19 protein-coding genes are annotated in these 21937 nt (G+C 62.0%); 15 read left to right on the forward strand and 4 right to left on the reverse strand.

Annotated features, from left to right (window positions below):
* Positions 1-130: 130 nt before the first annotated feature.
* From typA to VQ071_RS04300, 3 genes are all read left to right on the forward strand, one after another.
* A complete protein-coding gene (gene typA, locus VQ071_RS04290) occupies positions 131-1975 on the forward strand; it encodes a translational GTPase TypA (protein WP_340512623.1) in 1845 nt (614 codons plus the stop codon).
* Positions 1976-2009: 34 nt separating this feature from the next.
* Positions 2010-2315 carry a YlaH-like family protein gene (locus tag VQ071_RS04295; protein WP_340512624.1) on the forward strand — a complete coding sequence of 102 codons (306 nt, stop codon included), beginning with the start codon at positions 2010-2012 and terminating at the stop codon, positions 2313-2315.
* Between the two features lie 82 nt (positions 2316-2397).
* The gene (locus tag VQ071_RS04300; RefSeq protein WP_340512625.1) at positions 2398-3474 is read left to right on the forward strand and encodes an LCP family protein; all 1077 of its coding nucleotides are present in this window, start codon (positions 2398-2400) and stop codon (positions 3472-3474) included.
* Between the two features lie 309 nt (positions 3475-3783).
* Here the strand turns inward: VQ071_RS04300 and VQ071_RS04305 are convergent, their stop codons facing one another.
* Positions 3784-4395: a YhcN/YlaJ family sporulation lipoprotein gene (locus VQ071_RS04305; protein ID WP_340512628.1), complete on the reverse strand. Its 612-nt coding sequence runs from the start codon at positions 4393-4395 to the stop codon at positions 3784-3786.
* A gap of 138 nt (positions 4396-4533) precedes the next feature.
* On the opposite strand from VQ071_RS04305, the gene VQ071_RS04310 reads away from it, so the two are divergent.
* Both VQ071_RS04310 and VQ071_RS04315 read left to right on the forward strand, forming a co-directional pair.
* Positions 4534-5868: a PhoH family protein gene (locus VQ071_RS04310; protein WP_340512629.1), complete on the forward strand. Its 1335-nt coding sequence runs from the start codon at positions 4534-4536 to the stop codon at positions 5866-5868.
* A gap of 164 nt (positions 5869-6032) precedes the next feature.
* Positions 6033-7352, forward strand: coding sequence for an extracellular solute-binding protein (locus VQ071_RS04315; protein WP_340512630.1), 1320 nt, complete (start codon positions 6033-6035; stop codon positions 7350-7352).
* Here VQ071_RS04315 and VQ071_RS04320 read toward each other — a convergent pair.
* Positions 7323-8414 (reverse strand): coiled-coil domain-containing protein, encoded by a 1092-nt coding sequence (locus VQ071_RS04320; protein WP_340512631.1) that lies wholly within the window; start codon positions 8412-8414, stop codon positions 7323-7325. The two genes, VQ071_RS04315 and VQ071_RS04320, sit on opposite strands and share 30 nt — an antisense overlap.
* Positions 8415-8613: 199 nt before the next feature.
* Positions 8614-8850 carry a DUF2626 family protein gene (locus VQ071_RS04325; protein WP_090115152.1) on the reverse strand — a complete coding sequence of 79 codons (237 nt, stop codon included), beginning with the start codon at positions 8848-8850 and terminating at the stop codon, positions 8614-8616.
* A gap of 305 nt (positions 8851-9155) precedes the next feature.
* Here VQ071_RS04325 and VQ071_RS04330 point away from each other — a divergent pair, with 305 nt between their 5' ends.
* The 3 genes from VQ071_RS04330 (at position 9156) to VQ071_RS04340 (ending at position 11388) form a co-directional block, all read left to right on the forward strand.
* Complete coding sequence (locus VQ071_RS04330; RefSeq protein ID WP_340512632.1) at positions 9156-9806, forward strand: RsfA family transcriptional regulator; 651 nt, start codon at positions 9156-9158, stop codon at positions 9804-9806.
* A gap of 210 nt (positions 9807-10016) precedes the next feature.
* Positions 10017-10985 (forward strand): ketopantoate reductase family protein, encoded by a 969-nt coding sequence (locus VQ071_RS04335; RefSeq protein WP_340512633.1) that lies wholly within the window; start codon positions 10017-10019, stop codon positions 10983-10985.
* Positions 10986-10992: 7 nt separating this feature from the next.
* Positions 10993-11388 (forward strand): DUF3397 domain-containing protein, encoded by a 396-nt coding sequence (locus tag VQ071_RS04340; RefSeq protein WP_340512634.1) that lies wholly within the window; start codon positions 10993-10995, stop codon positions 11386-11388.
* A gap of 103 nt (positions 11389-11491) precedes the next feature.
* Here VQ071_RS04340 and VQ071_RS04345 read toward each other — a convergent pair whose 3' ends face one another.
* Entirely contained in the window at positions 11492-12256 is a 765-nt protein-coding gene (locus VQ071_RS04345; RefSeq protein WP_340512635.1) for a tryptophan-rich sensory protein, read from the reverse strand.
* Between the two features lie 92 nt (positions 12257-12348).
* Between VQ071_RS04345 and bshC the strand changes: the two genes are divergently transcribed.
* The 7 genes from bshC to VQ071_RS04380 all read left to right on the forward strand — a co-directional run bounded on the left by bshC (position 12349) and on the right by VQ071_RS04380 (position 21811).
* Entirely contained in the window at positions 12349-14025 is a 1677-nt protein-coding gene (bshC, locus tag VQ071_RS04350) for a bacillithiol biosynthesis cysteine-adding enzyme BshC (RefSeq protein WP_340512636.1), read from the forward strand.
* Complete coding sequence (locus VQ071_RS04355) at positions 14022-15287, forward strand: adenosylhomocysteinase (protein WP_340512637.1); 1266 nt, start codon at positions 14022-14024, stop codon at positions 15285-15287. Before bshC ends, VQ071_RS04355 begins: the two co-directional genes overlap by 4 nt.
* A gap of 141 nt (positions 15288-15428) precedes the next feature.
* Positions 15429-15866, forward strand: a complete 438-nt coding sequence (gene mraZ, locus VQ071_RS04360) for a division/cell wall cluster transcriptional repressor MraZ (RefSeq protein WP_340512638.1) — start codon at positions 15429-15431, stop codon at positions 15864-15866.
* A 102-nt stretch (positions 15867-15968) separates the two neighbouring features.
* Positions 15969-16931 (forward strand): 16S rRNA (cytosine(1402)-N(4))-methyltransferase RsmH, encoded by a 963-nt coding sequence (rsmH, locus tag VQ071_RS04365; RefSeq protein ID WP_340512639.1) that lies wholly within the window; start codon positions 15969-15971, stop codon positions 16929-16931.
* A gap of 34 nt (positions 16932-16965) precedes the next feature.
* Complete coding sequence (gene ftsL2 / locus VQ071_RS04370) at positions 16966-17355, forward strand: cell division protein FtsL (protein WP_340512640.1); 390 nt, start codon at positions 16966-16968, stop codon at positions 17353-17355.
* A 49-nt stretch (positions 17356-17404) separates the two neighbouring features.
* A complete protein-coding gene (locus VQ071_RS04375; protein ID WP_340512641.1) occupies positions 17405-19765 on the forward strand; it encodes a penicillin-binding transpeptidase domain-containing protein in 2361 nt (786 codons plus the stop codon).
* 96 nt (positions 19766-19861) lie between these two features.
* Positions 19862-21811, forward strand: coding sequence for a stage V sporulation protein D (locus VQ071_RS04380; protein WP_340512642.1), 1950 nt, complete (start codon positions 19862-19864; stop codon positions 21809-21811).
* The last annotated feature ends 126 nt before the right edge of the window (positions 21812-21937 follow it).

Genomic DNA, 21937 nt, shown 5'->3' on the forward strand with positions numbered 1-21937 from the left:
TCGCGTCGACGTTTTGTGTTGAGTCGCAAATTGCCGAAACGCTGAAAATTAGGGACGGCGGGATCGCACGCGTACAGCGTGCCCGTCGGTCGTAATGAATACAGATATACAAAATATAAGGAGTGGAACCATGCATCAAAGAGACCAAATCCGCAATATCGCGATCATCGCGCACGTCGACCACGGGAAGACGACGCTCGTCGACCAGCTGCTGCGTCAATCCGGCACGTTCCGGGACAACGAGCAAGTCCAGGAGCGAGCGATGGACTCCAACGATCTCGAGCGGGAGCGCGGCATCACGATCCTCGCGAAGAACACGGCCGTTCATTACAAGGATCATCTGATCAACATCGTCGATACGCCCGGACACGCCGACTTCGGCGGCGAGGTCGAGCGGATCATGAAGATGGTCGACGGCGTCCTGCTCGTCGTCGACGCGTTCGAAGGCTGCATGCCGCAGACGAAGTTCGTGCTTCGCAAGGCGCTCGAAGCCGGCCTCACGCCGATCGTCGTCGTCAACAAGATCGACCGTCCGGCAGCGCGTCCGGCCGAAGTCATCGACGAAGTGCTGGAGCTGTTCATCGAGCTTGAGGCGAGCGACGAGCAGCTCGAATTCCCGGTCGTATACGCGTCCGGACTGAACGGCATCGCCAGCCTCGACGCCGCCGAGCTTGGCACGACGATGGAGGCGCTGTACGAGACGATCCTCGAGAAGATCCCGCATCCGACCGAGAATCCGGACGAACCGCTGCAATTCCTCGTCACGCTGCTCGACTACAACGAATACTTGGGCCGCATCCCGATCGGCCGCGTCAACCGCGGCAAGATCCGCCAGGGACAACCCGTCGCCGTCCTCGACCGCGAAGGCAAGATTCGTCAAGCCCGCATCGAGAAGCTGTTCGGCTTTCAGGGTCTCAAGCGCATAGAGATGGAGGAGGCCGCCGCGGGCGACATCATCGCCATCGCCGGCATCAAGGACGTCAACATCGGCGAGACAATCGCCGATCCGGCGAACCCCGAGGCGCTGCCGGTGCTCAAGATCGACGAGCCGACGCTGCAGATGCGCTTCCTCGTCAACAACAGCCCGTTCGCGGGCCGCGAAGGCAAGCACGTCACCTCGCGCAAGCTGCGCGAGCGTCTGTTCAAGGAGCTGGAGACGGACGTGGCGCTGCGCGTCGACGAGACCGACAGCCCCGACGCCTTCGTCGTCAGCGGACGCGGAGAGCTGCATCTGGGCATTCTGATCGAGAACATGCGCCGCGAGGGGTATGAGCTCCAGGTATCCAAGCCCGAAGTCATCATCCGCGAGATCGACGGCGTCAAGTGCGAGCCGATCGAGCGTCTGCTCATCGACGTGCCCGAGGAGAGCATGGGCAACGTCATGGAGAGCCTCGGCACGCGCAAGGCCGAGATGGTCAACATGATCAACAACGGCAACGGACAAGTGCGTCTGGAGTTCCTGATTCCTGCGCGCGGCCTGATCGGCTACCGCACCAACTTCCTGACGATGACGCGCGGCTACGGCGTCATGAACCATGCGTTCGACAGCTACGGCCCGGTCGTAGGGGGCCAGGTCGGCGGCCGCCACCAGGGCGTGCTTGTCGCCAGCGAATCCGGTTCGTCGACGGTATACGGCATGATGGGCGTCGAAGACCGGGGCATCATGTTCGTCGAGCCGGGCACGGATATTTATGAAGGCATGATCGTCGGCGAGCACACCCGCGACAACGACATCATCGTCAACATCTGCAAGGAAAAGGCGCTCAACAATATCCGTACGGCGAACAAAGAAGAGACGGTCAAGCTGAAGACGCCTCGCCTCATGTCGATGGAGGAAGCGCTCGAGTACCTGAACGACGACGAGCTGTGCGAGATCACGCCGAAGTCGATCCGCCTGCGCAAGAAGCTGCTGAACAAGAGCGAGCGCGACCGCTTCGACAAGCAGCGCAAAATGATGGCCGAAGCCGGCGTCTGAACGGACGGCCTGGAGCGAAGAGGAGGAGCATCCGGTGCAGACATGGTTCCATGATCATCCAGTCGTCGCTTATCTGCTGATATTCGCCTTTACGATCTATATCTTCAATGCCGTCTTCCGGATGGGTCGTCTGCCGATCCTGAAGGAGATCATCGTGCATATCATCATGGCGATCGGCTGTCTGGTGCTCCTCCTGCTCCAGCTCGACAAGCTGCCGATCATCCAGTGCATGGCGGTCGCCGTCATCATGATGCTGATGCTGCGCGGCCGTCAGATGTACGACAGATGGCGGACGAGAAAAAGCGGCGCAGACGCGGCCGTCAAACGTACGGAAACCTAGCATTTGATGCAGCACCGGCGAACCCCGGAGAGCCTGGCGCTCTGGCGGGATTCGCCTTTTTATTAACCGAAGAGGTGAAGCGATGAGTTCCAACACGCCGCTGCCGCCGCGCCAGAGATCCGGCGCCGCGAACGCAACAGTCAGAACGAATCCTCCGAAAAAGAAAAAAAGAGTATGGCCGCGCGTGCTGTATACGCTCGTCCTGCTCGTCATCGTCGGCTTGGGCGCTTATGCCTACGCGCTGTGGCGGCAGCTGAACGGCGCGCTTGACGATGCGTCCGCGGGCGCGGCGACCCAGACGGTCCCGTCCGCCGAGAAGGCGCAGGTGAAGCCGATCGCGCTTGTGCTGCTCGGCATGGACTACCGGCCCAAGATCGGCGGCATGAATACGGATGTCGTCATGGTCGCGGCCTTTAACCCGAAGACCAACACGGCGACGGTCGTCTCGATTCCGCGCGACTCGGATCTTCAGATGCCCGATTACAAGCGGCAGAAGATCAACGCCTTCTACGCCCGCTACCACAGCCAGAGCGACGCCAAGGGCGATGCGGCGGACGCCTACGCCCGGGACAAGATGAAAAAAATGCTCGGCGAATTTTTCGGCATCGATATCCAGTACGCCTCCGTCCTGAACTTCCAGGGCTTCGTCGACATCGTCGACAAGCTCGGCGGCGTGCATGTCAATGTGGACAAAAATATGCGTTATGTCGACAATGCGGACGGGACGAATATCGATCTCAAAAAAGGCGATCAAACGCTGAAAGGCGAAGATGCGCTCGGCTTCGTCCGCTACCGCAAGTCCAACCGCGGCACGGCGGCCTCGAGCGACTTCGAACGCAACGAACGCCAGGCCCAGGTGCTCGGCGCTCTTGTCGACAAGATGAAATCGTTCGGCGGTCTGACGAAGCTCCCCGGCGTTATCGACGTCGCGGGCAAAAATCTGGTCACCGATATTCCGAAAGCGCAAATTACGAATATACTGAAGACATACTATGATATCAATCGCGAGGATATCCGCTTCATCCCGCTGACCGGCACCTGGAAGAGCCCTTATGTATACCTCGACCAAAGTTCGGTGTCCGAAGCGAAGAAGGCGCTGGCCGAGGAGCTGTCTCCGGAAGGAAGAGCGGCGGCCGCCGCGAACGCGGACGGCAAGTGAGTCCGGGGCCGCTTGGCCTCCCCGGACGCTTGTGCTATACTGAACGCAATCGTACCCCAAATGCAATCCATGTACCTGCGAGCTAGATCACGGTGCCAAGGGAGTGTTGCGGATGGCTAGGAGAGACGGAGGACGCCCCGACGATGCGCTTGGGCTGAGACCCGCACCTTCCGGGGGACGCAGCTTGTCCCCTGTGCCTGGCTTGCGCGCCGCTTCTTGCGCCGGTGTCGCTGGCCGTCGCCTGCCGTTGGCGCCTGCTCGCAGCAGCATGTCCTTCATATGCCCGTACGGACAAGAACCCAGTGATGATCACTGGGTTCTTTGCGTATGGACATGCGCCTGCGGCAGCTGCTTCTCCGTCGTGCCTCCGTCCGGGGATGCCGGCGGAATGATGCTGCGCGGCACCTGGGGTACGAGACGCCCGACGATATCGGCCAGCTCTTCGGCGAAGCCGGCGATCGGCCTGCCGCGCTTCACGTCCGCCCGGATCTCGCGGACCCGCTGCGCCATATCCACGTCTGCGGTGACGAGCGCATCGATGCCGTACGGATCTTTGCGGAACGCCTCGGCAACGGCATACTTGGTTGTCCCGACGCGGGAGCGCTCCATCGTCGGATCGACGTCGATGCCGACGACTGCGTATTTGCCGAAGATGACGCAGTTGGCATGACGTACGCCCTTGACGCCTTCGGCGAGCTGCTCGAGATGAGCCGCGACGGCTTTGGCGTTCGGACGGACGGCGACGGAGCCGTCGCCGGCGGACATGTCGCTGCCCGGTGCGCTTTGGGCGCGCAGCCTGTCGTGCGCGGCCTGCTCCGGTCCGGCGGCGTTCCGATGGCCGCAGCCGGCCGCAGGCAGCGCCACCGCGGCGGCGAGCAGGATGGCGAAGCCGATCCGCCCGGCGCGCTTGCGTTTGAACATGAGGATCACCGTCCTTTTTTCTAAGCTCAGATGATGGTTAAGGGGGGATGCCGACAGCTGCTTCGCGACTATCATTCCCTGTCTCCAGCGCCGGTATGTAAGCTCGTCACAATCCGTCTCAATCGGGAGGAAACCGCCGTGAGAAAAATTTATGTGCTCGATACGAACGTGCTGCTCCACGACCCGCTCGCCGTCTATGCCTTCGGCGCAAACGAGGTGGTTATTCCTTCGGTCGTGCTCGAGGAGATCGACTCCAAGAAACGGCTGGCCGACGAGATCGGGCGCAACGCCCGGTTCGTATCCAGGGAGCTCGACCGCATGCGGGAGATCGGGCATTTGCATAACGGGGTTGCGCTGGAAGGCGGCGGCGTGCTGAAGGTAGAAATGAATCACCGCCGCTTCGTGCGGGTGCAGGAGCAGTTCGGGGAGATGACCAACGACAACCGCATCTTGGCCGTCGCGCTTAATTATCATCTGGAGGAGCAGGAGCAGCCAGAGTCCGCCCGGCCCGTCATTCTCGTCAGTAAAGACGTGCTCGTGCGCGTCAAGGCGGATGTGCTGGGCATCACGGCCGAGGATTACCTGTCGGACCGGATCGCGGAGGGAACCGACCATTATACGGGGCAGGTCACGCTGCATGTCCATCCGTCCCAGATCGACGAATTTTATACGTACCGCTTCCTCAGCATCAACCAGATGGGGCTCAAGCAGAAGCTTCATCCCAACGAATTCGTCATCCTGCGCGACGAGCTAGGCACGTCCAAGTCGGCGCTGCTCAAGGTGAGCCAGGACGGCGCGCGGCTCGAGCCGCTGCATCTGTCCAACGAGCCCGTCTGGGGCATCACCGCGCGCAACGCCCAGCAGCGGATGGCGCTGGAGCTGCTGCTGAACGACGATATCCCGCTGGTGACGCTCACAGGCAGGGCGGGCACGGGCAAGACGCTCATCACGCTCGCGGCCGGGCTCATGAAGGTAGAGGACGAACATAAATACAAGAAGCTGCTGATCGCGCGGCCCGTCGTGCCTATGGGCAAGGATATCGGCTATTTGCCGGGAGAAAAGGAGGAGAAGCTGCGGCCCTGGATGCAGCCGATTTACGACAATCTGGAGTTTCTGTTCGATACGAAAAAATCCGGGGACCTCGACAAAATCCTGATGGGGCTCGGCAGCATCCAGGTCGAGGCGCTCACCTATATACGCGGACGCTCGATTCCGGGGCAGCTCATCATCATCGACGAGGCGCAGAACTTGAGCAAGCATGAGGTCAAGACGATCGTATCGCGTGTCGGCGAGCACAGCAAGATCGTGCTGCTGGGCGATCCGGAGCAGATCGACCATCCGTATCTGGACGCGCAGAGCAACGGGCTCACGTATCTTGTGGAGACCTTCAAGGCAGAAGGAATCAGCGGTCATGTGACGCTCGAGAAGGGCGAGCGCTCCAAGCTTGCGCAGCTGGCCGCCGAAAAGCTGTAATTGCCGTGATGGAGACAAAGAGCGGGCGCAGCTGCGAGAGCGCCCGCTCTTTGCATGTGCCGGGCCGCGCGGCTAAAGCGGTTGCAAGAAGCAGGCGACAAGGCGTCCCATTCCTGCTATCATGATAAAAAGCAATAAGTCCGCAAGCGTCGGAGCGGAGGAAGGTGTTCAATGTGACGCGCCGCAAGTCCGTAGTCGTGCTTATGCTGCTCATGCTGGCCTTGCTGCTCACCTCGCCCTGGGCGTCTGCCCCGGTGCCGGAGGAGGTGCCGCAGCGTAGCCCGGAGGATGCCGGGGACACGGCCGTAGAGCCCGCGTTCGCAGAGCGCCCCGCCAGTCTGGAGATCAAGATCATATCGGACGAGACCGCCTTCCGCCTGCTCGAGCGGCAGTCGGATCAATTGGCGCGCCTTCATCCGGACATGCATGTCGAGCTGACGAGGCTCGACCCCGCAGATGGGGCGGGCCTGCTTGAGGATTGGCGGCATGGGGCGGAGGGAACGGATGTCGCGCTCGTACCGAGCGCATGGGTGAAGCGGCTGGCGGTGAGAGGAGACCTGCTGACGGCGGATGCGGCGTTCGAAGGCGACGCGCTGTCGCAGCAGTTCGACGGAATCAAAGCCCAGGCCAAATGGAACGGCTTCATGTGGGGCGTGCCGCATCATCTGGACCCTTATGTGATCGTGTGGAATCGCGCGCGGCTGTCCGCGCTCGCGCGCCCGGACGGCAGCGCGATGACGCTGCCGCTGTCCGGCATGGATTGGACCGTGCTGGGGGCGGGGCTGGCGCAGCAGAACGCCAGACAGTGGCTGGCCATCGACGAGGCGGATCCGGGCGCGCTGCTCGCCTGGCTGAGCGCCGCGACAGGGATGCGATCCGAGCGGCTGCTCCTCGGCGAAGCGGGAGATTGGACCGCAGGCCAGGCAGTCTCGCTCATGGAGACGCTCGGCGCTACGGCAGGCCCGCTGCCCAGGCCGGTATCCGATGCCTCCTTCTGGCAGGCGCTGGCATCCGGACAATACGCGGCGGCTGTCATGCGCCAATCCGCAGCTGCCGAGGGAATCGCGGAGCTTGGCCGGAACGAGGCGGCCGGCCTGTCGATCGATCGCAGCGGCTGGAACAAGCCCTATACGTTCGATGCGGGGGCTTCGTTCGTCATCGATGCGAGGACGGAGGAAAAAGAAGCGGCCAAAGCATGGATCGCAGGCATGACGACAGAGCCGCTGCAGCTGGACAATTATGCCGCGCTTGGAGTTCTGCCCGTATATCGTTCCGCCTATGCGGCCCACCACGAGCTGCCGGCGCTGTCCGCCCAGAGCGGGCAGCAGTTCCCGAACTGGGAGCCGAACGCGGCGCCAGACTGGCCCAGGCGCATGGAGAAGCTGCGCTCGCTATGGAGCGAATGGCGCCAGGGCCGTCTGGCGCTCGCCGATTGGCCCTCGCGCTGGAGCGAGCTACTTGCCGATCTTGAGCTTCACGATTAGCTTGCCGTCCTCGAGGCTGACATCGTCCGCCTTCAGATAGGTCATGACCTGCTGCGGATAGAAGCCGAGGTCGAAGTCGCGGACGAGGTCGTCCCGTGTCGTATCGGGCAGCGCGAGACCGTTGAATTCGACCGTATTCATATGGAACATGATCGCGTTTTTGGGTTCGTTCTCCACCGTGTACGTGCCGGTGATGGCGACCTTCATCGTGCCGCTGTTGCCGGTCAGCGACAGCCGGTCCTGCATGAATTCGATCCGGAAGTCCTTCAGCAGCTCGCTCTGCGAACGCAGGAAGGCGTTCAGCTCGTCGTCGGTCAAGGTCAGGGTCACGGTCAACCCTTTCGTCTTGAGCGCCTCCGGGTGATCCTGAATCCAATCCGGCAGCTTGTTCATCGCTTTGGCCAAAGCGCCGAAGTGGCGCCGAACTTCATACAGCCCCGCATTTTGCCAGTAGGCTTGCATTTCCTCCAGCTGTCTCCTTGCCAGTTCGGGATCGGCGCTCCCCGCGATCGCGCCTTCGATCTCCGCCTGCAGCGCCGCGACGCGATCCCGCTGCCGGGACAGCTCTTCCGCTACGCGGGACAGCTCCTCCTTGTCCTTTTCCAGCTTCGCCTGTCCGGCCCGAATCGTCTCGTATTCGCGGTTGTAGCCGTCCAGCGTCCGCCGGTCCGCCTCGAACACCATGTCGATGAGCTCCCAGCTGCGCAGCAGGCCGGCGAACGACTTGAAGCTGACGAGCAAGCCGAGCATCGCATCCTTTTGCCCCATATAATAAGCGCGCAGCACGCGTCCGGCTTTTTCCCGCTGCGCGGCGATCGCGATGCGACGCTGCGCAAGCTCCGTTTCGCTTTGCGCGATCGACCGTTCCGTATCCTTCCGCAATGCTTGCACGCGCTCGATCTCCCGGTCGATCTCGACGACGCTCAGCCCCTTTTCCAGCAGCTGCTTGACCGAATCGGAGAGCGGCTCCGCATACGCCGGCGGCGGCGCGATCGGGACGCGTCCCGGCAGCAGCAGCACCAGCACGGTGACGATGACGGCCAGCCTTCCTAGCTTCCGCATCTGTCCCTCCTTCCTCCCGCCAGACGGGTTCGCGGTAGTCCAAGCTTATGCAATCACACTTTATTATAGACGAAAAAGAGCCCCGCGGAAGGGTCGCGAGGCGGGCAAGAGCAGGGCATCGCGTGTGAACATTCAGCGGGCTGCAGGCAACTTAAAAAGGCCGGAGCATATGCTCCGGCCTTCAGGCTGCCGTCAGGCGTCAGGCAGGCAAGCCCATCTCAAATACGGACCAGTAGGTAAAGCCGAGGAACGCGATGATCATATAGCCCCAAAACATGAAGACGTATGTGCGCTCCGTGAACTTCAGGTAACCGAGCAAGAAGAAGGCGGCTGTCTGAATAAAGAACAGAAGCGCCATTTCATACATATCGCCAGCGAACGACATGAGCGCGATCGCGAGCGTCCAGAATCCCAGCATCCGGAACATGCGTGCCATGGTAATCCCCCTTCAGCGTTTCTCTAACCATTTTTCTACAGCATATTATACCCACGGTTCGGGGGCAGTGTAAACGGGGTTTCGTGACGAAATGGCAAACTTTTCGTCCAAGCCTAGTATACCGCACGGCCGTCAGGCTATTCGCGGCGTCGGACTTTCGTTCGCAAAGGCGGGCAGGAAGGTATACTGGGGGCAAAAATGGATATACCTAGAGGTATCCGATAGATTCTATGATTTCTATCACGGGCATACAGATAAAAAAAGAAAGCAAGTCGATGTGAGCGACCGAGGAGGGAATAGACCGCATGGCGGCTATTAGACAAGATGCATGGAGCGCGGATGACGATCTGATTCTGGCGGAGATCACGCTCCGCCACATACGGGAGGGGAGCACGCAGCTCGCCGCGTTCGAGGAGGTCGGACAGCGGATCGCGCGCACTGCCGCGGCCTGCGGGTTCAGGTGGAACAGCTGCGTCCGCAAAAGGTATGACGATGCGATCAGCATCTCCAAGCAGCAGCGTCAGAAGCGCAATTATCTCAAAAAGCAGGGAGCCGTTCACCTGCACGTCGAAGAGCGCGCAGAAGCGCCGGCGGAGGACGATGCGTCTCCCAAAGGCGAGTTGATCGGCTCGGAGGCTCTCAGCATGGAAGCGGTGATCCGCTACTTGAAGCAGTGGAAGGGCTCCGTGCAGGAGCTGAGCCGGCAGGTCAGGCAGCTGGAGAAGGAATTGAGAGAAAGAGACGAACAGCTCGCCGTTCTTCGCGAGAACAACGATCGTCTCTCCCGGCAGGCGGATGCGGCCCAGACGGACTATCAGGTCGTCAACGACGACTACAAGGCGCTCATCCGCATCATGGACCGGGCGCGCCGGCTCGCGATTCTGTCGGAGGAATCCGAAGAGGAAAAAGCGAGATTCAAAATGGACGCCAACGGCAATCTCGAACGGATCGAATAGTTCGGCTTTAAAAGATTCGCAAATCGCGTTGCGAACGCAAATCGCGGCAGGAACCAGAACCGTCAGGGGTCTTCGGATCTCCCATGACGGTTTTTTCTCGTCCGGATGCGGCTGGCGGGCGTTGTGCGTGGAGCCGCGTCGAGGTATGGTAGTCTTGAAGGCGGCAAAATGGACGGATGTGGGCAAGCGAGCAGAGCGGAGGAGAGCGGATTGAAGCATATACAGGTGATCGGCGGCGGCGCGATCGGACTGCTGCTGGCCGGCAGGCTGGCGGCCTCGGGCGTGCCTGTCACGGTCAGGACGAGAACCGGGGAGCAGGCGGAAAAGCTGTCGGCGGAAGGCATAACAATCGAGTCTGCGATCGGGGGGGCGGCAATTCGCACGGCGGTCGAGGCGTCCGCGCTGGAGGCGGAAAGTCCGGCCCGGCCCGCGCTCACGCTGCTGGCCGTGAAGCAGACGGCGCTTGCGCCGGCGTTCGCGGCGCCGATCGCCCGGGCGGTGCCGCCCGGCTCGCCGCTGGCCGCGTTCTGCAACGGCATCGGGCATACGGATCTGCTGGCGGGCTGGCTGCCGGGCAGGACGATACTCGCCGCGGTCACGACGGAGGCGTCACTCAGGACGGGACCTGCGGCCGTCAGGCATACCGGAGCCGGCGAGATATGGCTCGGGCGCGCGCCTCTGTTCGAAGGCGGGCGCGAGGCGCTGGCGGAGGGGGACGAGACGGAGGCGGAGGCGGTTGCCGCCGTGTTGAAGCAGGCAGGATTTTCCGCGAACGTGTCGAATGATATGGCGAAGAGGATGCTTCGGAAGCTGCTGAACAATGCCGTCATCAATCCGCTCACTTCGCTGCTGCGGATCGCGAACGGCGAGCTCGTCCGTACGCCGGAACGCGCGGCGGTGACGAAGCGGCTGTTCGACGAGACGCTCGGCGTGCTATCGGCCTGCGGCTTGCCGCCCGAAGCGGGCTTGTGGGAGCAATTGCTCGAGCTGTGCGCGGCGACTGCCGCCAATCGCTCTTCCATGCTGCAGGACGTGCTGGCCGGCAGAGGGACGGAGATTGCGGCGATCAATGGCGCAGTGGCGAGACTGGCCGCGGCGAAGGGACTGCCGGCGCCTCTTAACGAATCGGTAACGGCGCTTGTCTCCGCGCTGCGGGGGACGATAGAGAAGGGTGGGTGATCGCGCTTTGTGGAACGCGCTAGTAGCCGCATACGCCGTGCTGGCCATCGGATCCGTCATTCCGTTCGCCGCAGTATTCGGCATTTCGCGGGCGCAGACAGGCGATAATAAGCGCGCGCTCGGACTTGCGATGGATTTGACGACGGTTTTTCTCGTGGGCATCGTCAGTGTATTGCTCAACCGAGTTTTCGGCATGCATATGGGCTTTTATATGATTCTTCTGTTCATGCTGCTCGGAGCCGGGCTGATCGGCAACGCGCAGTTCCGGCTGCGCGGCAAGGTGGACGGGCTCAGGCTGTTTCGCGCGATTTGGCGGCTGTCGTTTTTTGCGCTCGCCGTGCTGTACATTTTGCTCATGGCGGTCGAGCTCGTCCTGTTTTTCGTGCGGGGGGACTGGGAATAGTCCGCAGGCGACGGGACAGCGCGCCGGGGTGCGGCGCAGGCCAAGCGAAAGGACCGTCAGGGACGAGCTGTTCCCTGACGGTCCTTTCTTGGCGCGGCGGCGATCAGGCGCGGCGCGTCTTGCGCGTCGCTGCGCCAGGCAGCGTGTACAGCGCGACCGCGATCGCCAAGCCCGCGGCCGCCCATGCGGCGATGGCAACGGTCTGCGAGGCGGGATGCTGCTTGACGCCGATGGCGATGAGCGCCCAGGCGACTGTGAGGGGGAACCACGGATCGCCGTCCTTCAGCGCCGCGACGACGGCCAGGATGGCCGCTACGAGGATGAGCGACACCGCCCAGGCGGCGTCCGATATGCCCCAGCCGTCCCAGCCTGCAGCGCGGAGCGCGACCGAGATGTTGACGATCGTCGCGACCGTCACCCAGCCGAGATAGACGGAAAAAGGCAGCGCGATCAGGAAAAAGTCCCCGCTGCGCCGTGGAGCCCTGGCCGCAGGCCGGGAGGCGGCGTACAGGCCGATCAACGTCAGCAGCAGACAGGCGATGACGAACGCGGACGCGGTGTACCGCTCCGAGTGCCAGACGAGGAGCCAGCCGACATTAAAAAGGCAGCTGACGAAAAACCAGGGCGCGGTCGCCCGCATCGTCCTGTCGTCGCGCCGGCTCGGCAAAAAAGCGACGACGACATAGCCGAGCGCCAGCAAATAAATGACGCTCCAGATCGCGAACGCGTAGCCGGCGGGCGTGACCAGCGTAGGAAACTTGTCGGATATTTCCCCCGACGATTGGCCAAGCAGAGCGCCTGTGGCGGCGGCCGCATTGACGGCGACGACGCCGACCCAGGCGAGCGCATTGAGTATTTTCCAAGGCATGGGCATAGCTGCTCCTCCTTCTTTCTTTGACGATATCCGGCCGGTTCATGTACAATCGAGAATGACAACATTCGGACGGGAGGATGTCCGGGATGAATACGACTCCCTTTAACGACGGGACGGCGCAATCTCTCTCCGAAGCTTACCGGCGCGGCGACGACCGAGTCGCTGCGCTGTTCGGAGGCGCCCACTGTAACGATATAGAAGCTTGGAGCCGCCGCGCAGCGCGGCTCGATCAAGGCGCGGGCGGCCGCGCGGACCGCAGGCGGCTGGCCGATGCGCTGCTCGCGTATCAGCGGCAGCTCGGTCCGGCACAGCAGGCCGTGAGACATATTGAGGCGCTGGCCGGGGGCGCGCTCGCGATCGTCGGCGGCCAGCAGGCCGGGCTGTTCGGCGGGGCACTCCTGATCGCTTACAAGGCGCTGACCGTCGTCCAGGCGGCCAAGCACGCGTCGCAGCGCCTGGGCCGGACGGTTGTGCCGGTCTTCTGGATCGCAGGCGAGGATCATGACTTCGAAGAAGCGAACCATCTGTTCGTCTCCCCCGGCGAAGGCGAACCGCGCAAGGTGAAGCTGAACCGGCCCGAAGGGCCCCGCCATGCCGTCAGCAGAACGCCGCTGTCCGCGGTCGACTGGGAGATCGCGCTCACCGAGCTTGCGCTGACGCTCCCTGATACGGAATTTAAACCGAATCTGCTCCGGCAAATCAGGAAGTATGCGAGCGATGCGCCGACGCTGACGCTGGCGTTCGCCCGCCTGCTCGCCGACTGGTTCGCAGATGACGGACTCGTGCTGATGGATGCGGACGATCCGGCCATCCGCGGGCTCGAGAGCGAGATGTTCCGGGCGCTGATCGAGGGCGGCGAGCAGCTCAGCGAAGCCCTCACGGCCGGCGAAGCCGCCGTGCGTGCGCTCGGCTATCCGATCCAGGCCGAATCCGCGCCGGACGGCGCCAATCTGTTCGTGCATGCGGAGCAGGGGCGTACGCTGCTGTTCAGGCAGGATGATCGCTTCGAGGACCGCAAGGGCGGACTCTCTTATACGAGGGATGAGCTGCTGCGGATGGCATCGGAGCGGCCGGAACTGCTCAGCAACAATGCGCTGTCGCGTCCGCTCATGCAGGATTATTTGCTGCCTGTGCTCGCTACGGTGCTGGGTCCGTCCGAGATCGCCTACTGGGCGTCGCTCGGGCCGGCGTTCACGGCCTTCGGCCTGGAGATGCCGATTCTCGTGCCGAGACAGTCGTTCACGTACCTGGAGCCCCAGGTCGAGAAGTTGCTGGCCAAGTACGACGTCACCGCCGAGCAGATCGCCGCGGAGGGCGAGCGTCTGAAGCGCGAATGGCTCGCCGCGCAGGATACGTGGGACATCGAAGGTCGGTTCGCCGAGGTCCGGGCGCAGTTCACCAGGCTGTACGAGCCGCTCCTCGGCACCGTGACCGCGGTCGACCGGGGACTCGCCAAGCTCGGGGAGAGCAACATGGAGCTCATCCTCGAGCAGATCGCTTATCTGGAGCAGCGGACGAGCGGCGCGATCGCGAAGCGCCACGAGTCGTCGCTGCGGCAGTGGGACCGGATGCTGCATTCGCTTCGTCCGCTCGGCGACCCCCAGGAGCGCGTATACGGCATCGTTCATTTTATTAATCGCTACGGCATGTCGTGGCTCGCCGCCCTGCGGTGCATTCCGTTCGACGTGACGGGCGGCCATCGGCTGATGGCCCAGAAGCAGGCCGGGCCCGGAGGCCGAACTCAGGAGGTATGTTGTTTATGAAGACGACGCTGTCCAGCATTATCCGCGATCCGTCGCTGGCGCCCGAGGGGCGCCTCAAGATCGATTGGGTCGAAGCACATATGCCGGTGTTGAACCGGATTCGCGAGCAATTCGCGCGGGAGCTTCCTTTTAAAGGCCTGAAGGTCGCGATCTCGCTCCATCTGGAGGCGAAGACCGCCTATCTGGCGAAGGTCGTTCAAGCGGGCGGCGCCGAGGTGGCGATCACCGGCAGCAATCCGCTGTCTACGCAGGACGACGTCTGCGCAGCGCTGGCCGAGGACGGCATCGCCGTGTTCGCCAAGTACAATCCGTCCCCCGAGGAGTATCACAGCCTGCTCGAGCGGACGCTCGAGACGAAGCCCGATCTCATCATCGACGACGGCGGCGACCTGGTCACGATGCTGCATACGACGCGCCGCGACCTGCTGCCAGGCATTCGCGGCGGCGCCGAGGAGACGACGACCGGCATTCTGCGCCTGAAGGCGATGGAGAAGGACGGCTCGCTCCAATTCCCGATGGTCGCCGTCAACGACGCCTTCTGCAAATATTTGTTCGACAATCGCTACGGCACCGGCCAATCGGTATGGGACGGCATCAACCGGACGACCAATCTCGTCGTCGCGGGCAAGACCGTCGTCGTCAACGGGTACGGCTGGTGCGGCAAAGGCGTGGCGCTGCGGGCCAAAGGCCTCGGCGCGAACGTCGTCGTGACCGAGGTCGATGCGATCAAGGCGGTCGAGGCATACATGGACGGCTTTACGGTGCTGTCGATGGCCGAAGCGGCGAAGATCGGAGACTTTTTCGTCACCGTCACCGGCAACAAGGACGTCATCACCGGCGAGCATATCGCAGCCATGAAGGACGGAGCGATCCTGTCCAACGCGGGCCACTTCGACGTCGAGGTGAACCTGGTCGAGCTGGCGGCGCTGTCGGCCTCGAAGCGGACCGTGCGGCGCAATATCGAGGAATATCAGCTGAAGGACGGCCGCAGGATCTACGTGCTCGCCGAAGGGCGGCTCGTCAACCTGGCGGCGGGGGACGGCCATCCCGCGGAGATTATGGACATGACGTTCGCGCTGCAGGCGCTCTCCCTGCGCTACGTGAACGAGAACTACGAAGCGATCGGCAAGCACGTCGTCAAGGTGCCTTACGAGCTGGACGAGCAGGTCGCCAGAAGCAAGCTGGAATCGCTGGGCATCTCCATCGATACCTTGAGCGAAGATCAAAAGTCGTACCTGGACAGCTGGGCCGGGCACGAATAATGACGATTTTTTAATAACCTAAAATATTTTCCGGAAATCCTGCTTTCTAAGCAGGATTTCTTTTTTTTTGCTCGAATAGTGATCATAAGTGGTTTAAAGTGGGGCCAAGTGGTGGAATATGGAGGGAGGTGTGCAGCCGTCATGTTTTTAGGGGAATATCAGCATTCGATCGATGACAAAGGCCGAATCATTATTCCCGCTAAATTCCGCGACGCGCTGGGCACGGACTTCATCGTCACCCGCGGGCTCGACAACTGCCTGTTCGTATATCCCCGCGAGGAGTGGCAGCAGCTCGAGCAGCGCCTCCGCGCGCTGCCCTCGATGGCGGCCAACGCGAGAGCGTTCTCCCGCCTGCTGTTCTCGGGCGCCTCCGAAGGCGAATGGGACAAGCAGGGAAGGGTCAACCTTCCGAACCACCTGCGCGAATATGCCAAGCTGACCAAGGAATGCACGATCATCGGCGTATCCACACGCGTCGAGATTTGGGACAAGGCGACTTGGGAAGCCTACAGTCATGCATCCGAGGAATCGTTTGGCGAGATTGCAGAGAAGCTGGTCGATTTCGATTTTCATTTCTGAAGCCGTCCGCCGCGCCGATCATGAAGCACCGTTCACACATCACTACTACATAGACAGAAGCAACCGACAGCGGGACCGCGCGGGTTGCCGGGAGGCCATACTTTGTTCCACCACATCACCGTGCTTAAAGAAGAAGCGGTAGAAGGACTGAATATCCGAGAAGACGGCATCTATGTCGATTGCACACTGGGCGGCGCAGGACACAGCGAAGCGATCGCTTCGCGCCTCGGCCCCGGAGGGAGGCTCATCGGTCTGGATCAGGACGACACCGCCCTCGCTCACGCGCGGGAGCGATTGGCGCCATACGGCGGAATCGTGACGCTGGTGAAAAGCAACTTCCGGCATCTCGCGGACGCGCTGCGGCAAGCCGGCGTACCGGAAAAAGACGGTATGCCGCAGGTAGACGGCATTTTGTTCGATCTGGGCGTATCCAGCCCGCAGTTGGACGAAGCCGACAGAGGGTTCAGCTACAATCACGACGCCGAGCTCGATATGCGAATGGACCGCGGTCAGACGCTGACGGCCCGAGAAGTCGTCAACACATGGGACGAGCGCGAACTGACGCGCATTTTGCGCGATTATGGCGAAGAGAAATTCGCCCGCAAAATCGCCCGGCACCTGGCGGAAGCCAGAGCGAAGGCGCCCATCGAGACGACCGGCCAGCTGGCAGAGCTCGTGAAGACCGCCATTCCCGCCGCCGCGAGGCGAACGGGGGGGCATCCGGCGAAGCGCGCCTTCCAGGCGATCCGCATCGCCGTCAACGACGAGCTGGAGGCGTTCAGGGACGCGCTGAAGCAGGCGATCGATTGCGCCGCTCCGGGCGGACGCATCGCGGTCATTACGTTTCATTCGCTCGAAGACCGCATATGCAAGGAGACGTTCGTCAAGGAAGTGCCGGCCAATATCACGCCTCCGGGATTCCCGGTGACGGTGTGGGGCGAGGGCAGGCTGAAGCTGACGCCGCGCAAGGCGATCGAGCCGACGGACGCAGAGCTTGCGGCCAATAACCGCGCGCGCTCGGCCAGACTTCGAATCGCCGAGAAGCTGAGCGCCGCAGAACAATAATTAATAGCATTAAGCTTGGGGGGGGACGTTGAATATGCGGTATTATGGCAATCTGGCGGTACGCGAGGAGCGGCAGCCCGAACAGCAGAGGAAGCAGCAGCGTCCGGCTGCCGCGCAGACGGCGGCTTATGTCAGGCGCAAGACGATCCCTGTCGGCGAAAAGCTGCTCTACCTGCTTACCGTCTTCGTATGCGTCGCGGTGGCGGGCTTGATTCTGTACCGCAATGCGAATCTGTACGAGATGAACCGCACCATTCAAAAAATAACGAGCGAATACGAAACGAGCGCAGACCAGACCAAAGAGCTGCAGCGCGAGGTGGACAAGCTCAAAGATCCCGCGCGAATCTCCCGCTTGGCGGCGGAGAAGGGTTATGTATATGACAACGGCAAAAAGCCGATCACGCTGTCCAAGGAAGGAAACTGAGCCGGATACGTTTGGCGGCGGCTTCGAGATTTGACGGAAGGTGAGGGAAATGACGAAACGAATCAGAGTCCGTACATTGCTGGCGGGAGGGTTAATTACCCTCCTGTTTGTCGCTTTATGGGGACGTATATACTGGGTGCAGGTCGCCCACGCCGAATTCTGGTCCGAAGAAGCCCGCAAAACTTGGGTGACGACCAAAAAGCTCGTGCAGGAGCGCGGCACGATCTCCGACCGTACCGGCACGGTGCTGGCGGCGGACACGGCGGCCTACACGCTCGCGCTCAGTCCGAAGGTGATTCACAAGCTGAATGACGAGCACCCCGATTGGAAGTTGATCGATCAGATCTCCTCCAAAGTGTTCAACGTGCTGGGCAAGCCCGAGGACGAGACACGCAAAATTATCGACGCGAAAACAAGCAAGGGAGAATATTTCAGCCAGCGCGAGGTGCGTCCCGAAGGCTGGAAGCTGGACAAGGAAGTGGCGGACAGGCTGCTCGCCTTCCGTGACCAGATGCGGGAGCTTACCGGCAAAAAGGATGTCGGCATCTACATGGTCGAGGAGAAAAAGCGTTATTACCCGCTCGGCTCGCTGGCCTCGCAAATACTCGGCTATGAGGACAAGGAAGGCTTGGCCGTGATGGGGCTCGAGAAAACGCTCGACGACGAGCTGAAGGGCGAGGAAGGCTCCATTACTTATCAAAAGGACGGCAAGCGGACCCAGCTCGCCGGCGGCGAGATCGAAGCCAAACAGGCGCTTGACGGCAAAAACGTCACGCTGACGATCGATCACGACATCCAGTTCTATATGGAACAGGCGATGAAAAAGGCATACGACGAAAACCATCCGGTGAGCATGACCGCGATCGCCGCCGATCCGAAAACAATGGACATTCTCGGCATGGTCAGCCTGCCGGACTTCGATCCGAATACGTATTGGAATTATTCCAAAAATTTATCTGCTTTTAAAAACAACGCGGTGCAATCCATCTATGAACCGGGCTCCACGTTCAAAATTGTGACGCTGGCTGCGGCCGTACAGGAAGGACTGTTCAATCCGGAGGACCACTATATGTCGGGCAGCGTGGCGATCCCGAAGTCCAAGCCGGTTAACGACATCAAGCGCGGCGGCTGGGGCGAGATCAGCTATCTCGAGGGCCTCAAGCGTTCGAGTAATGTCGCGTTCGTCAAGCTCGGATACGAGAAGCTCGGCAAAGACAAGTTTAAGCAATACATCGACAACTTCGGGTTCGGCGTCAGGACGGGCATCGAACTGCCGGGCGAGATCGCGGGCACGACCCGGCTCGTGCGCGAGCGCGACTATGCGTCGGCGACGTTCGGCCAGGCGGTATCGGTGACGCCGATCCAGCAGGTGGCGGCCGTCGCGGCCGTCGCCAACGGCGGCAAGCTGATGACGCCGCATATTATCAAGTCGATCTCCGATCCGAATACGGGCGAGAAGGTGGTGACGGAGCCGAAGGTCATCCGGCAGGTCATCTCCGAGCAGACGTCCAAGAAGGTCGGCGAATATCTCGAACAGGTCGTCAGCGACAAGGCCATCGGTACGGGGCGCAATGCCTACATCGAAGGCTACAGAATCGCGGGAAAGACCGGCACGGCGCAAAAGGTTATCGGAAGTGGATACGCGGAGGACAAGTTCGTCGTCTCGTTCATCGGCTATGCGCCCGTCGAGGACCCGAAGATCGTCCTCTATGTCCTCGTCGACGAGCCCCAGGATGCGAAGGCCGGCGGCGGATCGGTAGCCGCGCCGATCTTCAAGGAGATCATGGAGAAGTCGCTGCGTCATCTCGGCATCCTGCCGAATCTATCGGATAAAGCGGGCGACAAAGCCAAAGCGGAAGAAGAGGCGGGTCCGATAACGGCCAAAGTCGTGGACGTGTCCAACATGACGACGGTACAGGCCAAGAGCAAGCTGTCTGAGAGCGGGTTCGGCTCGGTCGTGCTCGGCAAGGGCGCGAAGGTCGTCTCGCAGCTGCCCAAGGCGGGCTCCGTGCTGCCGACCTCGCAGCAGGTGTACCTGATCACCGAGAAGACGATCGGCAGCGTGCCGAGTCTGAAGGGGCTGTCGCTGCGCGATGCGCTGGAGATGTGCTCGCTGCTCGGCGGCTCGTGCACGGCGAGCGGTCAAGGCTACGTATCCGCCCAGCAGGCGACGAGGGAAGGCGGCAAGCTGCAGATCGCGCTGACGCTGACGCCGCCGCTCGGGCAGGAGGATGCTGCACTGGACGAAGCGGGCAAAGCGAAGGATGACAAAACGAACGAAGGCAAAGCGAACGACGGCAAAGCGAACGAAGGCAACGACGGTAAAGCGGATCGGGCGGACGGCAACGCGGGCGCCGGGTCCGGCGCAGGTGCTGCGGGAGACGGAGCAGCCGCCGGCGCGGGCGGCTGACGGATCGGACGAGACGGGATAGCTTGTTCTAAGCCCCTTCTCCAAGGAATAGGGTGGGAGTAACGCACCGATATTCCGGGGAGGGGGCTTACCTGCGTGAGAATCTCGCAAGTAACGGTAAGACGGCGCCTGCTGCTGGCGCTGCTCGCCGTAGGGATCGGATTTACGGCGCTGATCGCGCGCCTTGCTTATGTACAGCTCGTGAAGGGCGGAGAGCTGGCGGAGCAAGCCGAGGATTCCTGGCGCCGCGAGATCCCGTTCGAGGCGAAGCGGGGGACGATCACCGACCGCACCGGCATCAAGCTCGCGTACAATATCAGCTCGCCGACCGTATACGCGGTGCCGGCGCAGGTCAAGGACAAGGATGGCACGGCGGCCAAGCTGGCCCCGCTCATCGGGATGGACGGGAGCGACATCGCCGCCAAGCTCAAGAAGAAGGCGAGCAGCGTGAAGCTGCAGCCGGGCGGACGCAAGATCACGCTGGAGCTGGCGCGGCAGATCCGGGATCTCGCCTTGCCGGGCATCTACGTCGCCGAAGACAACAAGCGGTTTTACCCGTTCGGCACGATGGCCGCGCAGGTGCTCGGCATCACCGGCTACGACAGCGGGCTGACTGGCGTGGAAAAGCAATACAACGCGCTGCTGTCCGGCACAAAGGGCAACATTTCGTTTTTTACCGACGCGGCGGGCAGGCAAATGCCGAATTCGTCCGAAGCGTATCAGCCGCCGCGTGACGGGCTGACCTTGCAACTGACGATCGACCAGAAGATCCAATCGATCGTCGAACGCGAGCTTGACCAGGCGATGCTCAAGTATCAGGCCAAAGATGTGATCGCCATCGCCATGGACCCGAAGACCGGCGAAGTTCTGGCGATGGGCAGCCGTCCTACTTTTCAACCGGATCGCTACCAGGAAGCCGCGCCCGAGGTATACAACCGCAACCTGCCGATCTGGATGACCTACGAGCCCGGATCGACGTTCAAGATCATCACCTTGTCGGCCGCCATTCAGGAGGGCAAGGTCAATCTGGCCAACGAGCGCTTCTACGATCCCGGCTATATCGAGGTCGGCGGCGCGCGGCTGAGGTGCTGGAAGAAGGGCGGTCATGGCAGCCAGTCGTTCCTCGAGGTCGTCGAGAACTCCTGCAACCCCGGCTTCGTCACGCTCGGGCAGCGGCTCGGCAAGGAGAAGCTGTTCGAGTACATCAAAAACTTCGGCTTCGGCAAACGGACGGGTATCGACATCGGCGGCGAGGAGAACGGCATCCTGTTCAAGCTGGCGAACGTAGGTCCCGTGGAGCTGGCGACGACGGCGTTCGGCCAAGGGGTATCGGTAACGCCGATCCAGCAGATCACCGCGGTCGCGGCCGCAGTCAACGGAGGCAAGCTGTTCAAGCCGCATGTGGCCAAGGCGTGGATCAACCCGGATACAGGCGAGACGCTTGAGGAGATCAAGCCCGAGCTCGTGCGCCAGGTAATCTCGCCCGACACGTCCAAGCAGGTTCGCGAAGCGCTCGAGAGCGTCGTGGCGCAGGGCACGGGGGGCAACGCCTTCCTCGACGGCTACCGGGTCGGCGGCAAGACGGGGACCGCGCAGAAGGTTATCAACGGCGTCTACTCGGCGAGCGAGCATATCGTCTCGTTCATCGGCTTCGCGCCGGCGGACGATCCGCAGCTGATCGTCTACGTCGCGGTCGACAACCCGCAGGGCATTCAATTCGGCGGCGTCGTGGCCGCGCCGATCGTGAAGGGGATCATGGCGGACGCGCTGCCGTACCTCGGCGTGCAGCCGCGCAAGGACCAGATCGCCAAAGAATACAAGCTCGGCGAGCTGCCGACGGTGACGGTGCCGAATCTCGTCGGCAAGACGGTATCCGATCTGTACGAGGATATGAACATGAACTTCCAGCTGTCGTCCTCCGGGAAGGGCGACACGGTGCTCCGGCAGGCGCCGGCCGCCGGCGAGCGGGTGCAAAAGGGCTCCGTCATCCGCATCTACCTCGGCAGCGAGGGGGAACAGGCACCTGCGGGGAACGCTGCGGATTGAAGCGGCGGCAGCGGCACGGGCCGGGAGGATCGCCGGGCTGAGCGGCTGATTCGGCTTCGGTGATCGATGCATACCAAGTCTTTCCTTCCACTTGTTTGAAAAGACGGCTTGGCGGATAATGTACGC

This window comes from Cohnella sp. 56, from assembly GCF_037963805.1.
Classification (GTDB): Bacteria; Bacillota; Bacilli; order Paenibacillales; family Paenibacillaceae; genus Cohnella.